Below are 20041 nucleotides of genomic sequence, written 5' to 3' on the forward strand. Positions count from 1 at the left end.
GGGCGGCCGTTGCCGGCCGCCCGCAGGAAGTCGCTTAGAAGCTGACGCTGACGCCGACGAACATGTAGCGACCGAGTGCGTCGTACATGCCGGGGAAGACGTTACCGTTACCGTTGATAGACGGCCCGGCAGCGTTGCCCGCAATCGGCGGCTCTTTGTCAGTGATGTTGTTCACACCCAGACGGATCGACGCGTTCTCGGTGACATCCCAGGAGCCGGCCAGGTCAAGGTAGTTGACGGAAGGCAGGTCCAGGTTACCGTTCAGGTCGGTCACTGAGCTGATGTGGCGCCAGTAAGCACTTACCGCCACATCCCAAGGGGTCATCCAGGTCGCGCGCAGGTTGTTGCGGAAGTCAGGTGTGGGGTAACCACACTCGCCGCCCCAGTTACCTTTGCAGTCAACAACCGGTGCACCTTCAAGCTCCTGCTGGTCCCAGGTGTCGATGATGGACATGGTGTTGTTGAACGACAGGCTGCCCATATCACCGATGGTCACATCGTAGTCAACGATCACGTCCCAACCGGTCACTTCCTCAATGGCGAGGTTGTCCAGCAGGGCCACGATCTGGCCACTGGAACCGACTTCGGAGCCAATCCACAGGTCACCGCGCGCGGCGTTACGCTTCACGTTTTCGCAGAGCGCGTCGTTGCCATCCAGACACTGGTTGAGGATGAACTCGGGGCCGAGGTTGTTGATGCCCTTCTCGATTTCGATCGAGTAGTAGTCAACGCTCAGCACCAGGCCGTCAACGAACTCTGGCGACCAGATGAAGCCCACGGAGTAAGTGTCGGACTCTTCCGGTGCCAGTTCGGTGTTACCGCCCTGGAGGTAGTTGTACTGGCCCGCGAAGGAGTTGAGGATGTTGCCGTACTGGGCAGCAGTCACCCCGGTGCGGGCGCAATCTTCAAAGCTGCGCTCGGGGGTGGCGCCACCACAGGGGTCCACGTCCATGTCGAACAGGTTCAGGCCCTGGGGCAGGAACAGTTCGCGGATGTTGGCAGCACGTACGGCGCGCTGGAAGCTGGCACGCAGCTTCACGTCCTGGTTGATTGCCCAGCCGCCGCGCACACCGTAGGTGTCAGTGGTCACGCCGGTAGAGTAATCAGAGTAGCGGTAACCCAGGTCCAGGGTGATTTCCTCGGCGAAGGCTGCGCCTTCCACCAGCGGAACACTGGCTTCCATGAAATATTCAGTGACGTCATATTCACCGTTAACCGCGTTGGTGGCGCCACCCTGGCCGGCACCCAGGCCGAGGCGGAAGCCTTCGTCGGGGTTGAAGTCCAGCGTTTCCTTGCGGTACTCGGTACCGATGACCACTTCCACGCCGTTGTTGGCGGAAGGCAGCTTGAGGCCGTAGTCGCCCAGGCTACCTGCAACGAACGCGTTGAACACTTTCTGCGTGGTGGTGCCGCGAGCAAACAGCGGCAGTGTCAGGTATTCTGCAGCTGCGGGGTCAACCGCACCAGTTTCCCAGATGTTCCAGGGCACACAGTTCGTATCGCTGCCGTCAACCACAGACTGACAGGTGATGTTGCCGTCTTCGTCCAGTACCGCATCCAGAGCGTTGCGGATCTTGGCATTGGACAGGTCGTTGTTGTAGGTGTTTTCCATGCTGACTTCTGAGTAGAGGCCAGACACGTCATAACGCCAGGTGTCGTTGATGTCGCCACGGAAGCCGAGCACACCGCGGAAAGAGGTGTGACGCAGGTCCTGGTTACGCGGGCCGCCTTCAACGTTCCGACGCAGAACAACCACATCCTGCGTGTCACCCGGGCCGAGGCCGTTGGCGCCGCAGATCACGCCAACCTGCTGATCGGACAGGAACGGGTTGTCACAGGAGATCGGCACGTTCAGGCCGAACGCGCCAGAGGGCGCGATCTGCGCGTTGCTCTGGTTGTCCATGAACATCAGTTCGGTGTAGGTCTCTACATGCTCGTTGATCTGGTAGCGACCGAAAGCACCGGCGGTGTAACGCTCGTCGGGGCGCTGGTAGTAGTTCAGCGGGCCGTAGTTGTACACCTCGCTGGGCTGTACCAGTTCGTTGCCAGAAACACGATAGGGATCGGCGGTGCCAACGATAAAGGTACCTGCGGCGCTGGTGCCGGAACCGAAACAGCCGGTTGCATCGTTGTTCAGGGCGCAGGCGCTGTAATCGCGCGCGCTCTGCAGCACGGCGTCGATTTCACGGTACGTGGCGTAAGCCGTTACGTTGCCGCGGCCGTTGTCGAAGTTGCCACCCATGACCAGCGACCAGTTCTGGATTTCGCCGTCGGTGTTGCTGCCGTCAGGGAAGGGGAAGCCCGCATCGCCGACGATCTGCTGGAGGCCGCCGTTGTCGTTGTCGTGCTGGTACTGGCTGAACTGGTAGTCGAACTGCACGCCTTCGAAGTCGTCAACCATCACGAAGTTGACAACACCCGCGACCGCGTCAGAACCGTAGGTAGCGGAGGCACCACCGGTCAGCACTTCAACACGCTGGATCAGGGCTGCCGGGATCTGGTTGATGTCGGCGCCGGTACCGCCCTGCAGCGGTGAGCCCGCGGGCAGGCGACGGCCGTTGACCAGTACCAGGGTACGCTCGTCACCCAGGTTGCGCAGGTTCAGGGTAGCGGTACCCGTTGCGCCGTTCGAGGTGGATGAGTTCTGGTTGGAGTAAACCTGAGGCAGGTTCTTCATCAGGTCTTCAACACGGGTGGTGCCCTGGAACTTGAATTCCTCGGCATCTACCTGAGTAACCGGGCTGGCGGAAACCAGGTTGGCCCGCTGAATACGGGAACCGGTAACAACCACTTCTTCCAGCATCAGCTGGTCGTTCTGGGCGTTGGCCACAGTCGGCATTACCGCCGCTGCGCTCATGCCCAGAGCAGCGGAAACTGCCATGGTCAGACGATTTTTCCTCAACATATCAATACCCCTGTACTTGACTGTAAGCATGCTAATCCGGTGGCCAATGCCACTGGAGACGAACATTAAACGAATTCAGCGGCCGGTTCCTCAGAGTTCCATGTCACTTTTGTGACTTATTCACGAAAAACGCCGGGAACTCGGCAAATTACCAGAAATGACCTGACAACATGGCAGCAGGTCGCTGATATCCCGATAGTTTTAGCGCCCCGGCGCGAGTGCCGCGCAGCGCAGGTTGTGGTCGCTCAGCGCACCCGGCTGACGCCGACGGTCTTGTCGGTGGAGGTGACAGTCATTTGGTAGAAGCCGAAAAAATTTTTGTCGATAACTACCGCGGTGTCCTCGCCACGGTGCATGTAGCGCCCGGGCAGGCGCTGGCGCCAGACCTGGCCGTTATCGAGGTAGAACAGGGTCTCGCCAGACCAGCCGTCGAAAGGCTGTTTGATGTGTGCCTCGATGCGTATGGCCTCCTCCGCCGCGATGACCTCTGGGTTGCTGCGCAGCATGGCGGGCGCCTCGGCAGCGGTGTAGTTCACCAGCCAGCGATTCAGTGCCGCGCGCTCGTCAGCGCTGAGCTTGTCGAGGCCCGAGGCCCGGTACTCCTCGTCGGACATCAATTTTTGTACGCCGGGGAATTCGCTGTCCGGGTCGGCGCCGGCCATGGGAATGATGCACGCGAGAGTGAGGAATAGCAGGGGGGGCAGTGCGCTGCGCATGAGTGGGGCTCCGGTCAGAAGCGCTGGCTGATACGGGTGTACCAGAAGCGCCCCTTCAGTTCGTGGGTGCGGGCGTCGATGTTATCGTTAAATGCCGACGCCGCCAAAGGGGCTGCCTGGTCGAACAGGTTGTCGACGCCCAGTGTGAGGCGCAGCCCCGACAGCACATCGAACACATAGCTGACCTGCATATCGTGTACCGTCCAGCTGTCGATCTCGCGGGTTTCTGTGGTGCCGGGTACGGTTTCGTCCAGCGCGCTGACGTGGTGGATGTCATAGCTGGCCAGCCAGCGTTCGCGCTTCCAGCGCAGGCCCAGCTGGCCTTTCCACTCGGGAATGCCGCCGAGGCCCTCGGAGGCCTCGTCGACGAAGGTGCCCGCCAGGTCCACGTCGGGGCCGCCGTCACCGGGCTGCGAGAGGTACTCGTGAATCCACGCCCCGGTGCCGGTCACCGACACTTGGCCCCAGGGCTGATCGGGAAAGTAATAGGCCAGGCTCAAGTCCGCGCCGCGCACCCGGCGCTTGCCGAAGTTGATATTGCTGGCCGTCACCCGCGTGAGGTTGCCCCGCGCATCGCGGTTGACCTGCTCGCCGAAGGCTCCCGTCGCGGCATTGAGGTCAACGATGGACTGCGCGCTGGAGCTCACCACGTCTTCCTGGCGGATCTCGAAGAAATCCAGCGATACGCGCAGGCCGGGTAACACCACGGGTGTCCAGATTGCCCCGCCGCTTACCGAGGTGGAGGTTTCCGGATTGAGGTCCGGGTTGCCGCCTTTCACCGTCAGAAATTGATTGCGCGAGGCATCCGCGAGTTGCGTGCACCCGGGTAGCTGGCCGACATTGGCGGCGATGGTGCAGGGGTCGGCAATAAAGGCCTGTTGCTCGCTGTTGCCTTCGTAGAGTTCGTTGAGGCTGGGTGCACGAAAGCCCATGGCATAGCCGCCGCGCAGTGTGAGTGAGGGGCCGAGCTGCAGCTTCAGTCCGATCTTGGGGTTGGTGCTGCTGCCGAAGTCGCTGTAGGCGGAATGACGGAGTGCCGCTTCCAGCTGCAGGTTGCGACCGCCGCTGGCATTGCTCCAGAGTGGTATGCGGCTCTCGCCGTAGAGTTCGAGAATCTTGCGATCGCCCCGGGTGGGCTGGAAGTTGGTGGCTCCGATGGTGCCGATGGAAGCCAGGCGCTGGTCCGGCAGCTTCGAGGTGGATTCATGACGAAACTCCACACCCAGCGCAAGGTCGCCCCGCCCCGCGGGCAGGTTCAGCAGCGCGTTACTGAGGTTGAGGGCTGCACTGGAGAGCGTGGTGTCGCCCCGGGTGCGTCCATCGAGCCGCAGGTAATCTACCTGCTCGTCCGTGATGCTGCCCACGGGCCCCATGATGTCCACCGGTACGCAGCCGTCCAACTCCGCGCCCCGGCAGCCGGCGGCGGGGCCCAGAGCACGTCGCAACCGGTCGGCGTCAACGAGGTTGGTGACGGTTTCCGTGGCTTCGCTGCGGCTCCAGTTCACCCCGATGTCCCAGTGCCAATCGGCGTACAGCCCTTCGACTATCGCACTGAGGCGAGCCACACGAGATTCATTTTGCTGCATTCGTCCGGGAAACTCGACCAGTCTGCGGCGAACATCGGTTATTTCCTGATCGAAGTCATTGTAGATACTGTCCGCGGCTACGCTCAACGGCATCTGCTCGAAGCCGGTGAAAATGGGTGTGGGCGCCAGTGTGGCGCGGGCGCTGGTCTGCAGGTAGGTGGCCTCGAGCAGGGTGGTGACCTGTTCACTCAGGTCCCGGGTAAGGCTGGCGTACACGCTGCTGCGACGCAGGGGTACCACGGCCGAGGTAAAGGCCTGGTAGTTGAACAGGTCTTCGCTGCCCGCCGGACGATAGCCGTCGCCGTCGGCGATCAGTGCCCGGCCGTCGGGCAGCACCACGCGCGCACTGGGGGTCGCGCTGGAGCGCAGGTCAGTGCCCCCGAGGTGGCGGGTGTCGGCGCTGGCGGAGACCGAGCGGTCGCGACTGAATAGCGGCTCCTGTTCGTAGTGCGTGGCGCTGATGAACACGCCACCGTCGCGGAAGCTGTTGCCATACTGCAGTGTTTGCGTGGTCGTGGTGAGGTCGCCACGGCTGCTTTCGCCCACATAGGTTTCCGCCAGGAAGCCGTGGAAATCGCGCTTCATGATGATGTTGACGACACCGGCGATCGCGTCCGAGCCATAGATGGCGGAGGCGCCGTCCTTGAGTATCTCGACGCGCTCCACGGCGGCGGGAGAAATGCTGTTCAGGTCGACGGATTCGCCCGCCAGGCCGTCGTTGGCAATGCGGCGACCGTTGATCAGGATGAGCGTGTTGCTGGCGGGCAGGCCGCGCAGGGTCACGGTTGCCGTGCCGTCGCCGCCGTTGGAGATGGCGGTGCTGGTGGAGTTGCCGATGACCGCGGGCACAAAACGCAGCAGCTCGCCCAGTGTTTGTGCGCCGCTGCGCTCGATATCGGAGCGAGCGTACACCTCGACCGGCGCGCTGAAGCGGTTCGGATCGCGGCGGATGCGCGAGCCTGTGAGCCGGCTGCCATACACGTAGGTCTGTTCCATGCCGGGTTCATAGATGGGCAGCGCAACCGCCGCCGGCGTGGTGCCTTCGCAGCGCTCTTGGGGGCAGTCACTGGAATAGATGGCGACGATGCGCTCGTCGATCAGCTCCCAGTTGAGCTCGCTTTCCGCCAGCAGTCGGTCGAGGGCGTCGTCCCGCGTCAGCTCGCCGACCAGCGTGGGTGCGGACAGGTGCCCGGTGAGGCGGTCGGAAAAAACAATGGGGGTGTTGCTCTGGCGGCTGAACTGGATGAGGGCTGCGGACAGCGAGCTCTCGCGTATGTCGTAGTGACGAACAGGCTCCGCCGCCGCCGCGTGCTGCGTCCAGCCGAACGCAATGGAGATCGCCAGCCATGCCGAAACGATACCCTGCGCGATAAAACCTGTCGCCCGGGACGCGGCAAGCATTTTCCCACCCTGCCAGATTTCTGGTTGCAACGCACTGATAATTCGAGAGAAATTATGTTGACCGGAGACAACGGTCAGGCAAGGGTTCGTTATATCCTACTGCGGGGATTTCAGCAACTGCACTGAGCCGTTGCCGAGCGGTACGACGCGCAGCCCGAGACTGCGTTCCAGGGCCTGAACAACAGTATCCGGGTGGTCCAGGCTGAACACGCCGGACACGGTGAGCTCGGCCACCTCGCGTTCGCTGATGAGCAGACGTGTGTCCGAATAGCGCGCCATTTCATCCGCCAATTCGGCCAGCGTGAGGGCTTCGGCGATAATCTCTCCCCGCTGCCACGCCAGGTAGCGAGCTGTATCCACACTGCGGCCCGTTCCGAGGGCGCCATTGCGGCCGGTTTCCAGGTGTTCGTCGGCTTCCAGCAGCACGCTTCGCGGCGCGGTACCACCCGCGGCGAGGTTGCTTATGCGCACCACCCCTTCGCTGACAGTGATGGCGGTTGATTCGGGGCGACGGTAGACGTTGAAGGCGGTGCCCACAGCGGTGACCGTGGTGTCACCTGCGCTGACCGCGAAGGGGCGCTCGGGGTCGTGCGCGACATTGAAGAACGCTTCACCCTTTACCAGAGTCAGCGCGCGGGTATCCCCGGTGAAGGCCACGTCGAGTCGGCTGTCAGTGTTCAGGGTGACCTGTGAGGCATCGCTGAGCGTGAAGGTGGCTCGCTCGCCGTGGGCCGTGCGCAGGGACTCGGTGCCGCCCGGTTCGCGGTTCAGGGGTAGCAGCACAAAGGCCATGGCCAGGCCCGCTGCCAGGGCGACGGCCCCGGTCAGCCATTGGCGCCGGGTGGGTTGCGCGCGTGCGGGGGCTGTGGCCGGCTGATCTGCTTCCAGCGGGAGGTGGCGCACACTGCCGAGGTCGTCCCAGAGTTCCAGCATCAGGTCCATGGCCTGGCGATGGCCCGCGTCAGCGGCCAGCCAGAGGGCAAAATCGCGGTGATCCTGATCGTTGGCCTCGCCACGGAATCGCGCAATCCACGCCAGGGCGGCGTCGCAATGCTGCTCGAATTCCTCTGTAAACGTCTGGTTCATCGCTTCCCCAACGCCCGCCGGTTGTTGTATCCCGGGGTGCGCGCACCCACGCGGGGGTGCTGCCTTATGTTGTGACCTGTTAGTGTAACGAGGAACCCGAAAGTTCCCTCAAGTAAATATGTCCCATTCATCCGTTTTCGCCCGGTGGATACAGCGCAGCCAGGCGTTTGCGGCAATGTTGCAGCGCCTGCAGGATGTATTTCTCCACGCTGGAGACGGAAACCTGCATGGCATTGGCGATCTCGCCGTAAGACAGGCCGTTGCGCCGATGCAGCAAAAACGCCTGGCGCACGTTCAGAGGCAACTCTTCCACGGCCGCCATGATCAGGCTGAGTTTTTCGCGCGCACCAAGAATATGTTCGGGTGAGGCCGCACTGCCGTTGATATCCGGCGCTTCCCCCTCATCGGCTTGCTGGCGTTCGCCGTGCATGAACTGCAGGTGCAATTTGCGCCGCCGCAACTGATCCACGGCCAGGTTGGTGGCGACTTGGAAAAGAAAGGCCCGGGCGTTGTCGAGAGTCTCCGGGGATTGCAGTCGGTGCAGGCGCAAAAAGGCTTCCTGAGCGACTTCCGCGGCGTCTTCCGGGCTGTCCAGTTTGCGCGCCAGATAGCGTTCCAGCGCGCTGCCGTGGTCATTCACCAGGCGCGCGAGAAAGGCATTCTTGCTGTTAGCGACGACCGTGATGGTGAAACCCTCGTAGTAGCGCGGCGTGCCGGGCGGTCGCTAGAATAGTACGCGACTGCGGATCGTACCGTCTATGCTGGCCAGTTTGGCCAGGGCCACGTCCGAATACTCGGCGTCCACGTCAATCACCACATAACCCACGGCTTCATTGGTCTGCAGAAACTGCGCCGAGACGTTGATATCGTATTCGGAGAAGACGCGGTTGATGGCGCTCATGACGCCGGGCACATTGTGGTGAATGTGCAGCAGGCGATGGCTGCCTTCGTGTTCGGGCAGTGACACCTCGGGGAAATTGACCGACGATGTGGTGGCGCCGGTATCGCTGTAGCGTGACAGCTTCTCTGCGACCTCGACACCGATATTGGCCTGTGCCTCTACCGTGCTGCCGCCAATATGCGGCGTAAGGATGGCGTTGTCGAAGGCCCGCAGTGGCGATACGAATTCTTCATCGTTGGAGCGCGGTTCCACCGGGAACACATCGATTGCCGTACCCCCGAGGTGGCCGGATTCCAGACTCGCCGCCAGCGCGTCGATATCCACGACGGTCCCCCGCGATGCATTGAGCAGGATGCTGCCCCTGGGCATCTGGTTCAGCTGCGTGGCCCCGATCATGTTCCGTGTGCTGCGGGTTTCCGGTACGTGCAGGCTGACGACATCCGACTGGGCCAGCAGCTGGTCCAGCGACGGCAGCTGGCGGGCGTTGCCCAGCGGCAGCTTGCTGACCACATCGCAGAACTGCACCTGCATGCCCAGGCCCTCGGCGATCACGCCCAGCTGCATGCCGATATTGCCGTAACCGACGATGCCGAGCCGCTTGCCCCGTATTTCATAGGCATTGGTTGCGCTTTTCTGCCATTCGCCGCGGTGCGCGGCTGCATTGCGGGCGGCGACACCGCGCAGCAGCAGAATGGCCTCTGCGATCACCAGCTCCGCCACGCTGCGCGTGTTGCTGAAGGGGGCGTTGAACACCGCGATACCGCGGCGTGTGGCGGCCGCGAGGTCCACCTGGTTGGTGCCGATGCAGAAGCAACCGATGGCGACCAGCTTGCGCGCCTCTTCCAGCACATCCTCAGTGAGCTGTGTGCGGGAACGAATGCCGACGAAATGGGCTTTGGCGATGGCCTTCTTCAGGTCATCAGGCGCCAGCGCCTTCTGGTGCAGTTCAATGTTGTCATAGCCGGCGTTGCGCAGGGTATCCACCGCTGATGGGTGAACGCCTTCCAGCAGCAGGAAGCGGATTTTGCTTTTTTCTAGCGACTTGGGCGCCATACGCGGTCGTGCTCCCTGGATGGTGTGGAGTGGGCGGGAATAAGCGGGCGCGTATGCTACCATACTGCGCCCTGTTTGCGCCCCCAACCCATTCGACTGCGGAGTACCCCTGTGTCCAATATCAGCCCGGAAATACTGCAGGCGTTACAGGCCTGTGTTGGCGAGTCGCGCGTGCTGACAGACCCTGACTCCCTGGCGCTGTACGGGCGGGATTGGACCCGGGCCCATGCCCCGGCACCCTCAGCGGTGGTACTGCCCGGCAGCATCGCCGAGGTGCAGGCAGTGGTGGAGCTGGCCAGGGCGCGGCAGCTGGCTCTGGTGCCCTCCGGCGGCCGCACCGGACTCAGCGGAGGCGCCATGGCCTGCCAGGGGGAGATTGTCGTCGCGCTGGACCGCTTGAACCGTATCGAGGATTTCAACCCGGTCGACCGCACCGTGCGCTGCGGGGCGGGCGTTGTCACGGCGCAACTGCAGGCCTTTGCGGAGGAGCAGGGCCTTTTTTACCCAGTCGATTTCGCTTCCAGTGGTTCCAGCCAGATCGGCGGCAATATCTCCACCAATGCCGGGGGCATCAAGGTCATCCGCCACGGCATGACCCGCGACTGGGTGGCGGGCCTGAAGCTGGTCACCGGCAGCGGCGAGCTGCTGGATCTCAATCGCGGGCTGGTGAAAAACAATGCCGGTTATGACCTGCGCCAGCTGGTCATCGGTGCTGAGGGCACGCTGGGTATTGTGGTCGAGGCCACCATGCAGTTGGCGCGGCCCCCGCAGAACCTCACGGTGATGGTGCTGGGCGTGCCGGATATGGCCGCCGTGATGCAGGTGCTGGAAACCTGGCAGGGGGCCATGGACCTGCAGGCCTTTGAATTCTTTTCCGAGCTGGCCCTGCAGAAGGTGGTGGCGCACCAGGGCCTGCAGCGCCCCTTCGAGACCCCTGCCGCCTTTTATGCCCTGCTCGAGTTCGAACAGCACACCGAGGCGGATCTCGATCAGGCCATGGCGCTGTTCGAGCACTGTGTGGAGCAGGGGTGGGTTGTGGACGGTGTGGTCAGCCAGAGCGTGGCTCAGGCGCAGGCACTGTGGCGCCTGCGCGAGGATATCTCCGAGACGATTTCCCGCTGGACGCCTTACAAGAACGATATCTCTACCACGATTGTGCGCGTGCCGGACTTTCTTGCCGAGGTGGAAGCGGTGGTGGCGCGGGCCTATCCCGACTTCGAGATCGTGTGGTTCGGGCACATCGGTGACGGCAATGTGCACCTCAATGTGCTCAAGCCCGACGAGCTGCCCATGGCTGAATTCCAGCAGCGTTGCGGGGAAGTGAGCCGCTGGGTCTTCGAAATTGTGCAGCGCCATGAGGGCAGTGTTTCAGCGGAGCACGGTGTGGGCCTGCTGAAGAAAGACTACCTGCACTACAGCCGCAGTGCGGCGGAAATCGCCATTATGAAGCAGATCAAGCAGGTCTTTGATCCGCAGGGCATCATGAACCCGGGCAAGATCTTCGACCTCTAACAGCAGCCTCAGGAAGCGCGCAGGGTTTCTACGCCTTCTGCTGTGCCCAGCAGCAGCACATCCGCAGGCCGCAGGGCGAACAGCCCATTGGTGACCACGCCGGTGATGTTGTTGATCTTTGCCTCCATGGCGAGCGGTTGCGGAATGGAAAAGTTGTGCACATCGAGGATGACGTTGCCGTTGTCGGTCACCACACCTTCGCGGTAGATCGGGTCGCCGCCCAGCTTGACCAGCTCCCGGGCCACGTGGCTGCGTGCCATCGGAATCACCTCGACCGGCAGGGGGAACTGCCCCAGCGTATGCACACGCTTGCTCTCGTCTGCAATGCAGATAAAGGTGCGCGCGACCGCGGCAACAATTTTCTCGCGCGTGAGGGCCGCACCACCGCCCTTGATCAGTTGCAGTGCGGCATTGGCTTCATCGGCGCCGTCGATATAGAAGTCGACCTGCGGCACGCTGTTCAAGTCGCTCACATGAATGCCGTGCTGGCGCAGCCGTTCGGCAGACGCCTCGGAGCTGGCGACGGTGGTGTTGATTTCGCCGCGCAGACTGGCGAGCAGGGCGATGAAGAGGTTTGCCGTGGAGCCGGTGCCGATGCCGAGCACCGTGTCGCGTTCCAGCTGTGGCCTGATGTGATCCAGTGCGGCCTGTGCAACCGCCTGCTTGAGCGCGTCCTGTGTCATTCTCGCCTGCCTGTCAGCCCGTGAAGCAGAGAGTATAGAGCATAAGCGGTGGCGTCTGGCCGATATCGAAAAAACGCTCGCTCCTCGGCGATCAATGCTGAAAATCCTCACCAGCTCCATTACCATGTCGGGCTGGCTTTTTACTGGATCACGCTTATGCCCACGTCGTATATCAAGCGCATTCTCGACGCTCGCGTGTACGATGTTGCGCGCGAAACACCTGTCGATGAAGCCATGCTCATGTCGCGGCGCCTGGGGAATCGGGTGTTGTTCAAGCGTGAGGATCTGCAGCCTGTGTTCTCTTTCAAGCTGCGCGGCGCCTACAACAAGATGCAGAAGCTCTCGGCCGAGCAGCGCGCCTGTGGCGTGGTCGCCGCCTCGGCCGGCAATCACGCCCAGGGGCTGGCCATGGCGGCGCAGCACATGGGCGTCAAGGCCACGATCGTGATGCCGCGCACCACGCCGCAAATCAAGGTCGATGCGGTGCGCAACCGGGGCGCCAAAGTGGTGCTGCATGGCGATACCTTCGACGAGGCATCGGTGTACGCGCAGAAGCTGGTCACGGAAAAGTCCATGGTGTACGTGCATCCGTTCGACGACCCGGACGTGATTGCCGGGCAGGGCACGGTGGGTATGGAAATCGTGCGCCAGCTGCAACGTCCGCTGGACGCCATCTTTGTGCCGGTGGGTGGCGGGGGGCTGCTCGCCGGTGTCGCCGCGTACATCAAGTACGTGTGGCCTGAGACGCGCCTGATTGGTGTCGAGCCGGAGGATGCTGCCTGCCTGCAGCTGGCACTGCGCAAGGGCCGGCGCGCCGTGTTGCCGGAAGTAGGCCTGTTTGCAGATGGCTGCGCCGTGGCGCAGATCGGCAAGGAGACCTTCCGCGTCATCCGCAGCACGGTGGATGAGGTGATCACCGCCAGCACGGATGAAATCTGCGCCGCGATCAAAGATATCTTTGAAGATACCCGCGGCATTGCCGAGCCCGCGGGAGCACTGGCGCTGGCGGGCTTGAAGAAATATGTGGAAACCACCGGTGTGCGCGATCAGGACCTGCTGGCCATTGTCAGCGGTGCCAACACGAATTTCGACCGCCTGCGCTATATCTCCGAGCGTACGGAAATTGGCGAACACCGTGAAGCGGTAATCAGTGTAACGATACCCGAACGCCCCGGCAGCTTCCGCACCTTCTGCAGCGCGCTTGGGCGACGCAATATCACGGAGTTCAACTATCGGTATTCCGATGCGGGAGCGGCGCTGGTATTCCTCGGCCTGTCGGTGATTCCGGGTGGCAACGACCTCAGCGATTTGCTGCAGGACCTTGCGGCACAGGGCTACGCAACGGAAGACATGACCAACAACGAAATGGCCAAGCTGCATATCAGGCATATGGTGGGTGGCAGGGCGCCCGCCGATCTGGCGGACGAGGTGGTGTTTCGCGTCGAGTTTCCCGAGCGCCCCGGGGCGTTGCTGAAATTTCTCTCCGGTCTCGGCCAGCGCTGGAATATCTCCCTGTTCCACTATCGCAACCACGGCGCTGCTTACGGACGCATTCTGCTCGGGGTGCAGGTGCCGCGAGCCGAGCGCAAGGCGTTTCGTGACGTGTTGCAGGGTGTTGGCTACCCCTGGTGGGACGAAACCGACAATAGGGCCTATCAGCTGTACCTCGGGCAGCCCCAAAAGGGGTAGTGGGTGGGTGCTGATCAGGAAAATCTCGATATTTCAAGGGTTTCGGGGTTCTCTTTCGAGAAATGCTGAGCTACACTCCTGAATGTTTGTGAAATAGTGCCAAAAAAGGTCTTGATAAAGGCCGAAAAGAGCCGAAAAGGCCGCAAGTTTTGGCGCACGTATTTGGCAAGCAGATAACAGTGATGGCCGCCTGGGTTGTTCGGGCGCATCATCGGGGGTGCGGTGCAGTTTGTCGCCTGGTGCGAAACAAGGCATTGCCGTGGGTTGCGAGAATTGTGTGAAAGAGTGTTGCTGTGAAGAATAAGCCGGATTTATTCCTCGTGATCGCCGCCGCCTTCGGGTTCGGCGTGTTGATCACCATGTTGTTGCCACTATCCGCCAGTGACTCCGTTGCGTCCCCCGCATCCGAGCTGCAGGCGGGCGTTATTATCGAGAAGTGAGTCGCTCACGGGGTTGTTGCGAGCACGGCACGAGGCCGTTCTCGGTCAGCACCCACTGCAGGGCCACATCCCAGTGTTGCATCGCCAGGCCTCTGATTTCCTGGCAGGCGTAAGCAAGCCCCACCCGTAGCGGCCCCCCGGCATCGGCGAGGGTGCGATCGTAGAAGCCGCCCCCCATGCCCAGGCGATAGCCATCGCGCTGCCAGCCCACCAGTGGCATTACCACAACGTCCAGTTCGGCAACGGCAATCGCGTCGGCTTGTGCCGTGGGTTCCGGGATGCCGTAGCGGTTGTTTTGCAGGGACGAGTTTTCTCGCCACTCGCGGAAGGTCAGCGTGCGGTGTTGCGTCAACACCGGCAGGTAAACCCGCTTGCCCTCGTTACGGCAGGCATCGGCCAGCGGTCGGGTGTCGAGTTCACCGTCGTTGGGCCAGTACAGGCCGATGTGATATGCAGCGCTCCAATGCGGCAGCCCGCTGATATGCTCTGCGGCGGCTAGCGCTGCGGCAGTGCGCCGCACGGGTTCGATGGTATTGCGTTGGCCGCGAAGCTGGCGCCGCAGCGCGCTGCGGGCGTCTGAATCAGTGGGCATGTGAAAGGTGGATTCCCGGCATGGCGTTGACAGAGTTGCCCTGAACCCGACGGTTCAAGGAGGAGGGTCCTGCACTGTATCAGGCTTTCCGGTCAGTGCCGGACATGCACACCAACAGCAACGAGGAACCTCCGGGTATAGACTTATCGGCTCGAGGACTGTCTGCCTGGCGCCTATGCCAGGGATCCAGCGAACAGTATACACGACTTGCAGGCCGGCCTGGGGGCAGTCAGCTGATTTCCAGCTGCCGCAACTGGTACAGCGCCTCGTCAACCTTGCGTTGCAGGCTGGCAACCGCGGTGTTGTCCACGTCCTCGCTGACCGCGGGCGCTGCACCCTGGCCGGAGGCCTTGAGCAGTTCATGGCTGATGTTGAGTGCCGCCATCACTGCAATACGCTCCAGGCCAATCACCTTGCCGGTGTCGCGGATGGCGCGCATCTGCTTGTCGAGGTAGCGCGCGGAGATAATCAGCTCGGCCTGCTGGTCCTCGGGGCAGGCCACCTGGTATTCCTTGTCCAGAATATGCACCGAAACGGTGTTGACCGTACTCACTGGCGTTGCTCCATAGACCGCAGGCGCGCGATCATCGCTTCGACTTTATTGCGCGCCAGATCGTTCTTGCTGATGAGGTCCTGACGCTCCAGGCGCCAGCCATCATTTTCGCGTTTCAGGCGCTGGTTTTCGCGGTTGAGATCCCGGCACAGGGCGATCAACTCGTCAATTCTGGTCTCCAGAGTCTGGAGTTGGGTATCTGCCATGACGTGCTACTTGGGCTGTCTGGATATAGGGCTTACTATAGAGCTGGCTGTGAGACAGGTCAACGCAGCAAAAGTTTTTAGATTTCAATGGCCTGCCGACCCTTTCGCAGTATCCGGTAGAGGTGCAGGGCTGGTTTTTGCCAAAAAGTGGCCGCAACAGGGAGTAACTTGGATGTTCGACAGGCTGCCCGGTGACACCGGGCTGTTTGACTTCGATGACGTTGCCGACCAGCTTCTGGAGCAGGGTGTCAGCCTGTCCCCGGCGGAAGTGCACGGTTGTCTGGTGGGCCTGCTGGCGGCCGGTCACGACCCCGAGCCGGGCGCTGGGCTCAACGCCCTCAACCAGGCGCTGGACCTGGACCTGCACGGCGCTCTGGCAGATGAAGTGATGCAGCTTTACGCGCACTGCAATGCCGCGCTGGTGGACGACGTATTTGATTTTTCCCCCCTGTTGCCTGACGAAAGCCACGAGCTGGCGGTGCGCACGTCATCGCTCGCCGACTGGTGTCGAGGTTTCCTCACCGGCTTTGCGCGCACGGTGGCTGCCAGTGGCACCGGAGGCGAAACCCTGCCGGGCGACAGTACGGAGATTCTGCGCGACTTCGCGGCCATGGCCCAGGCCAGTGCCGACGAGCATGATGAGGACGACGACGAGGCGGAAGAGGCCTATTTCGCGCTGGTGGAGTACCTGCGCGTGGCTGCGGTGAATGTTTTTCTCGACACGCGCGGGCGGCAGGACGACCGCGAGCGCTCGCTCAAGGGCAAGCCGGATGCGTTACATTAAACGCCCGAGTGTGGGTAAACGGCGAGGGCGGTTGACGTGAAGATCAGCCGACAGGAGTTCGCGCGCCGCCGCCAGCGCCTGATGGCGTTGATGGAGCCGAACAGCATTGCCATCATTCCCGCGGCCCGCGAGCAGTTGCGCAGCCGCGATACGGAATACCCCTTCCGCCAGGACAGCGATTTCCACTACCTCTGTGGTTTCCCGGAACCGGACGCCGTGCTGGTGTTGATTCCCGGTCGCGGGCACGGTGAATACGTGCTGTTCTGCCGTGAGCGGGACCCGGCGCTGGAGCTGTGGCACGGTTACCGCGCCGGCCCCGAGGGCGCCTGCAGTGACTACGGCGCGGACGACGCGTTCCCGATCGGTGATATCGACGACATCCTGCCCGGGCTGATCGAGGGGCGCGACCGCGTCTATTACTCCATGGGGCGCAGTGCAGACTTCGACCGCCGCATCATGGCCTGGGTCAATCTCATTCGCAGCAAGGAAGCCAGCGGTTCGGTGCCCCCCGGCGAATTTACCGACCTCGACCATATGCTGCACGACCTGCGCCTGAAAAAAAGCGCCGCGGAACTGCGCCTGCTCGCGCACGCCGGCGAAATCACCGCCCGGGCACACAGTCGCGCCATGCGCAGCGCCGCACCCGGTGTTTTCGAATACCAGCTGGAGGCGGAACTGCTGCATGAATTCGCCCAGGGTGGCGCGCGCTTTCCCGCCTACCCCTCCATTGTGGGTAGCGGCCCCAACAGCTGCATATTGCACTACACCCAGAATGCGCGCGCCATGCGCAAAGGGGAGCTGGTGCTGATTGACGCGGGCTGTGAATACCAGGGCTACGCGGCGGATGTCACCCGCACGTTCCCGGTGGATGGGCAGTTTTCACGTCAGCAACGGGCGATCTACAGTATCGTGCTGGAGGCCCAGCAGGCGGCCATCGCTGCGGTGCGCCCCGGCAATCACTGGAATGCCCCCCACGAGGCCACGGTGGAGGTGATTACCCGCGGCCTGCGTGACCTGGGCTTGCTCAGCGGTGAGGTGGCCGACCTGGTTGCCGAGGGGGCCTATCGTCCGTTCTATATGCACCGCGCCGGGCACTGGTTGGGCCTGGATGTGCACGATGTCGGCGATTATCGCGTGGCGGGCACCTGGCGCCAGCTGGAGCCGGGCATGGTGCTGACAGTGGAGCCGGGCATCTACATCGCGCCCGACAACACCGATGTTGCGCCGCGCTGGCGCGGAATTGGCATACGCATCGAAGACGATGTTGTGGTCACCGAGGAGGGTTGCGAGGTGCTGACCGCGCAGGTGCCGCGGGACCCGGATGAGATCGAGGCCCTGATGGCGGTGGCGCGCGGATGAGCGAGCGCGATGTGGTCATCGCCGGTGGCGGTATGGTCGGTATCAGCCTGGCACTTGCTCTGGCGCGTCGGCTACCCGAGCAGGTTCGGATTACTCTGGTAGAGGGGTTCACACTGCCCCCTGCCGCGGCAGCGGCCCCCGATTATCACCCCGCATTCGACGCGCGCTCCACAGCGCTGAGCTACAGTTCCGAGCAGATCTACCGGGCGCTCGGGCTGTGGCCACTGCTGCAGCGCTGGCTGTGCCCGATTGAAACCATCCACGTCTCCAGTCGCGGCCATTTTGGCAGCAGCGTCCTGCGTGCGGTGGATTACGACTGGGACGCTCTGGGCCATGTGGTGGAAAATGCCTGGCTGGGGCAGGCGCTGTTGCATGCCCTGCGGGCCGAGAATCGCGTAGAGCTGCTCAATCCCGCACGGGTGGTAGACGCCAAACCCGGCCGGGAGGGGGTAACCCTGTCTCTGGATGGCGACGGCCCCGCGGCGTTGACCACGGCGTTGCTGGTGGTTGCCGATGGCGCGGATTCGGGCCTGCGTCAGCGACTTGGCGTTGCCGCGACAGAAAAGCCCTATCGCCAGCACGCACTCATTTGCAATGTGGCCACCGCCGAGCCCCACGCCGGCTGTGCGTTCGAGCGCTTTACCGACGAAGGGCCACTGGCATTGCTGCCGCTGTTGCCGGCCGCCGGTGCCCGGCACCGCAGCGCGTTGGTATGGACCTTGCCGCCGCAGCGCGCTGCGCAGCTGCTGGAGTGCCCGCAGGAGGACTTTCTGGCTGCCCTGCAGCAGCGCTTCGGCTACCGGCTCGGGCGCCTGCAGCAGGTGGGAGCTCGCCACGCCTACCCGCTTGCCCTGCGCCACTGCGACGAGCAGGTGCGTGCGGGCATTGCGGTGATGGGCAATGCGGCGCACGCGCTGCACCCGGTGGCCGGGCAGGGCTTCAATCTGGCTTTGCGCGATATCTGGGCCCTGTGTGAGGTGCTTGCGGAAGGCCTGGCTCAGGGTCATGCCCCTGGGTCGCTCGCGGTTTTACAGCGCTACCGGGCGCGGCAGCAGGGCGACCAGCGCCGCACCATGGCATTCAGCGACCGGCTGCCCGCACTGTTCATGCACAGCGATCCGCTGCTGGCGCTGGCGCGTGATCTCGCCCTGTCAGGGCTCGACTGGGTGGCCCCATTGAAGCGTGCTTTCGTTGCGCAAGCCGCGGGCATGCAGGCACTGGAGGCCGTTCATGACTGAGTTGCCACCCTGTGATGTGGCGATCGTCGGCGCGGGGATCGCGGGCACTGCGCTGGCGCTGGCGCTGTCTGGCCACGGGCTGCGCATCGTGCTGATTGAGGCGCAGGGCACCGAGCGCACCGCGCTGCCGGCGGCACTCTCCCTGGAGAGCTTCGATCCGCGCGTGGTCGCGCTCAACCCGCGCTCGCGGGGTGTGCTGCAGGGGCTGGATGCCTGGCAGGCGGTTGCCGACTACCGGCTGTGTGCGTACCGGCACATGACGGTGTGGGATGCCGAAGGCACCGGCGCCATTGATTTCGACAGCGCGGACGTGAATGTGGAGGCGCTCGGTTATATTGTGGAAAACCGGGCGCTGGTCGCGGCACTGCTGCAGCGGCTGGCGGCCTGTGCCGATGTTCGGGTGCTGGCGCCGGAGTCCCTGGCGGGCTGTGAGCGCGGCGCGGAGGGCAGCATGGCGCTCACGCTCGCCTCCGGCGCGCGCCTGCGCTGTGGGCTGGTGGCAGCCGCGGATGGTGCGCTCTCCCGGGTGCGCGAGTTGCTCGCCTTCCGTACGCGGGAATGGGACTATGGGCATCACGCCATTGTTGCCACAGTGCAAGTGGAGCACCCTCACCAGGCAACGGCCTGGCAGCGCTTTCTGCCCAGCGGTCCGCTGGCGTTTCTGCCCTTGCCGTCGAGTGCGTCCGCGCACTATTGTTCGATTGTCTGGTCGTTGCAGTCCGCGCGTGTCGAGGGCGTGCAGGCGCTGGACGAGGCCGCATTCTGTGCCGCGCTGGAGCGGGCCTTTGAAGGTCGCCTGGGGCGGGTCCAGGCCTGTTCCCGGCGCTACGCTTTTCCGCTGCGTCAGCGCCATGCAGTCGATTACATACAGCCGGGCGCGGTGCTGGTTGCCGATGCCGCGCACACCATCCATCCGCTGGCGGGACAGGGCATCAACCTGGGTCTGCAGGACGTTGCGGTGCTGGCGGAAGAGCTGCTGCGCGCGGCGGAGCGGGGCGAGTCGCTGGGCAGCGTGGAGGTACTGCGCCGCTATCAGCGCCGGCGCAAGGGCGAAAACCTGGCCATGATGGCGGCCATGGATGGCTTCAAGCGACTGTTCGAGCAACCCGCACTGCCGCTGCGCTGGCTGCGCAATGCCGGCCTGCGCGGCGTTGATCGCGCCGGCCCGCTGAAGCACCAGCTGATGCGCCAGGCGATGGGTCTCGGCACCGCCAAAGCGGTGCAATAGCCCCGCGCCGCGCATCCCGTGCGCAGCGCAACACATTGTTTTTCGGAAGCCTCCCGGTAGAATGCGCGTTTCCCCGTCGGCCGTCGCCGATCACTGTACGAGAGGATGC

The 20041-nt window shown here is 63.2% G+C and carries 17 protein-coding genes and 1 other RNA gene; 7 read left to right on the forward strand and 11 right to left on the reverse strand.

The window, feature by feature from the left end:
* Nucleotides 1–34: 34 nt before the first annotated feature.
* The 6 genes from G533_RS0112355 to serA all read right to left on the reverse strand — a co-directional run bounded on the left by G533_RS0112355 (nt 35) and on the right by serA (nt 9648).
* On the reverse strand, nt 35–2881 hold the full coding sequence (locus G533_RS0112355; protein ID WP_205622614.1) for a TonB-dependent receptor domain-containing protein: 2847 nt from the start codon (nt 2879–2881) through the stop codon (nt 35–37).
* 269 nt (nt 2882–3150) lie between these two features.
* Nucleotides 3151–3621, reverse strand: coding sequence for a hypothetical protein (locus tag G533_RS21880; RefSeq protein WP_051230282.1), 471 nt, complete (start codon nt 3619–3621; stop codon nt 3151–3153).
* A gap of 14 nt (nt 3622–3635) precedes the next feature.
* On the reverse strand, nt 3636–6608 hold the full coding sequence (locus G533_RS21885) for a TonB-dependent receptor (RefSeq protein ID WP_051230283.1): 2973 nt from the start codon (nt 6606–6608) through the stop codon (nt 3636–3638).
* Between the two features lie 96 nt (nt 6609–6704).
* Nucleotides 6705–7694 carry a FecR family protein gene (locus tag G533_RS23565; protein WP_027950218.1) on the reverse strand — a complete coding sequence of 330 codons (990 nt, stop codon included), beginning with the start codon at nt 7692–7694 and terminating at the stop codon, nt 6705–6707.
* 127 nt (nt 7695–7821) lie between these two features.
* On the reverse strand, nt 7822–8334 hold the full coding sequence (locus tag G533_RS0112375) for an RNA polymerase sigma factor (protein ID WP_240472432.1): 513 nt from the start codon (nt 8332–8334) through the stop codon (nt 7822–7824).
* A gap of 84 nt (nt 8335–8418) precedes the next feature.
* Entirely contained in the window at nt 8419–9648 is a 1230-nt protein-coding gene (gene serA / locus G533_RS0112380; RefSeq protein ID WP_027950220.1) for a phosphoglycerate dehydrogenase, read from the reverse strand.
* A 111-nt stretch (nt 9649–9759) separates the two neighbouring features.
* On the opposite strand from serA, the gene G533_RS0112385 reads away from it, so the two are divergent.
* Nucleotides 9760–11160 (forward strand): FAD-binding oxidoreductase, encoded by a 1401-nt coding sequence (locus G533_RS0112385; protein WP_027950221.1) that lies wholly within the window; start codon nt 9760–9762, stop codon nt 11158–11160.
* Nucleotides 11161–11168: 8 nt separating this feature from the next.
* On the opposite strand, the gene rpiA is transcribed toward G533_RS0112385, so the two are convergent.
* Nucleotides 11169–11843 carry a ribose-5-phosphate isomerase RpiA gene (gene rpiA / locus G533_RS0112390; RefSeq protein WP_027950222.1) on the reverse strand — a complete coding sequence of 225 codons (675 nt, stop codon included), beginning with the start codon at nt 11841–11843 and terminating at the stop codon, nt 11169–11171.
* A gap of 156 nt (nt 11844–11999) precedes the next feature.
* On the opposite strand from rpiA, the gene ilvA reads away from it, so the two are divergent.
* Complete coding sequence (ilvA, locus tag G533_RS0112395) at nt 12000–13532, forward strand: threonine ammonia-lyase, biosynthetic (protein ID WP_027950223.1); 1533 nt, start codon at nt 12000–12002, stop codon at nt 13530–13532.
* Between the two features lie 293 nt (nt 13533–13825).
* Entirely contained in the window at nt 13826–13972 is a 147-nt protein-coding gene (locus tag G533_RS24825) for a hypothetical protein (protein WP_158413418.1), read from the forward strand.
* Here the strand turns inward: G533_RS24825 and G533_RS0112405 are convergent.
* The 4 genes from G533_RS0112405 to G533_RS0112415 form a co-directional block, all read right to left on the reverse strand.
* Nucleotides 13959–14564, reverse strand: coding sequence for a 5-formyltetrahydrofolate cyclo-ligase (locus G533_RS0112405; protein ID WP_027950224.1), 606 nt, complete (start codon nt 14562–14564; stop codon nt 13959–13961). The two genes, G533_RS24825 and G533_RS0112405, sit on opposite strands and share 14 nt — an antisense overlap.
* 8 nt (nt 14565–14572) lie before the next feature.
* A non-coding RNA gene (gene ssrS / locus G533_RS24000) (6S RNA) lies at nt 14573–14752 on the reverse strand.
* A 41-nt stretch (nt 14753–14793) separates the two neighbouring features.
* Nucleotides 14794–15117, reverse strand: coding sequence for a cell division protein ZapA (locus G533_RS0112410; RefSeq protein ID WP_027950225.1), 324 nt, complete (start codon nt 15115–15117; stop codon nt 14794–14796).
* The gene (locus G533_RS0112415; protein ID WP_027950226.1) at nt 15114–15323 is read right to left on the reverse strand and encodes a TIGR02449 family protein; all 210 of its coding nucleotides are present in this window, start codon (nt 15321–15323) and stop codon (nt 15114–15116) included. The genes G533_RS0112410 and G533_RS0112415 overlap by 4 nt, the downstream gene beginning before the upstream one ends.
* Nucleotides 15324–15495: 172 nt before the next feature.
* Between G533_RS0112415 and G533_RS21895 the strand changes: the two genes are divergently transcribed.
* Genes G533_RS21895 through G533_RS0112435 form a run of 4 tightly spaced genes read left to right on the forward strand, consistent with a single transcriptional unit; the run spans nt 15496 to nt 19932 of the window.
* Nucleotides 15496–16107, forward strand: a complete 612-nt coding sequence (locus G533_RS21895; RefSeq protein WP_084638971.1) for a UPF0149 family protein — start codon at nt 15496–15498, stop codon at nt 16105–16107.
* Nucleotides 16108–16143: 36 nt separating this feature from the next.
* Nucleotides 16144–17466, forward strand: coding sequence for a Xaa-Pro aminopeptidase (gene pepP, locus G533_RS0112425; protein ID WP_027950227.1), 1323 nt, complete (start codon nt 16144–16146; stop codon nt 17464–17466).
* Nucleotides 17463–18704 (forward strand): 2-octaprenyl-6-methoxyphenyl hydroxylase, encoded by a 1242-nt coding sequence (gene ubiH / locus G533_RS0112430; RefSeq protein WP_027950228.1) that lies wholly within the window; start codon nt 17463–17465, stop codon nt 18702–18704. Before pepP ends, ubiH begins: the two co-directional genes overlap by 4 nt.
* Complete coding sequence (locus G533_RS0112435; RefSeq protein ID WP_027950229.1) at nt 18697–19932, forward strand: UbiH/UbiF/VisC/COQ6 family ubiquinone biosynthesis hydroxylase; 1236 nt, start codon at nt 18697–18699, stop codon at nt 19930–19932. The genes ubiH and G533_RS0112435 overlap by 8 nt, the downstream gene beginning before the upstream one ends.
* The last annotated feature ends 109 nt before the right edge of the window (nt 19933–20041 follow it).

It is taken from the genome of Haliea salexigens DSM 19537 (assembly GCF_000423125.1).
GTDB lineage: Bacteria > Pseudomonadota > Gammaproteobacteria > Pseudomonadales > Halieaceae > Haliea > Haliea salexigens.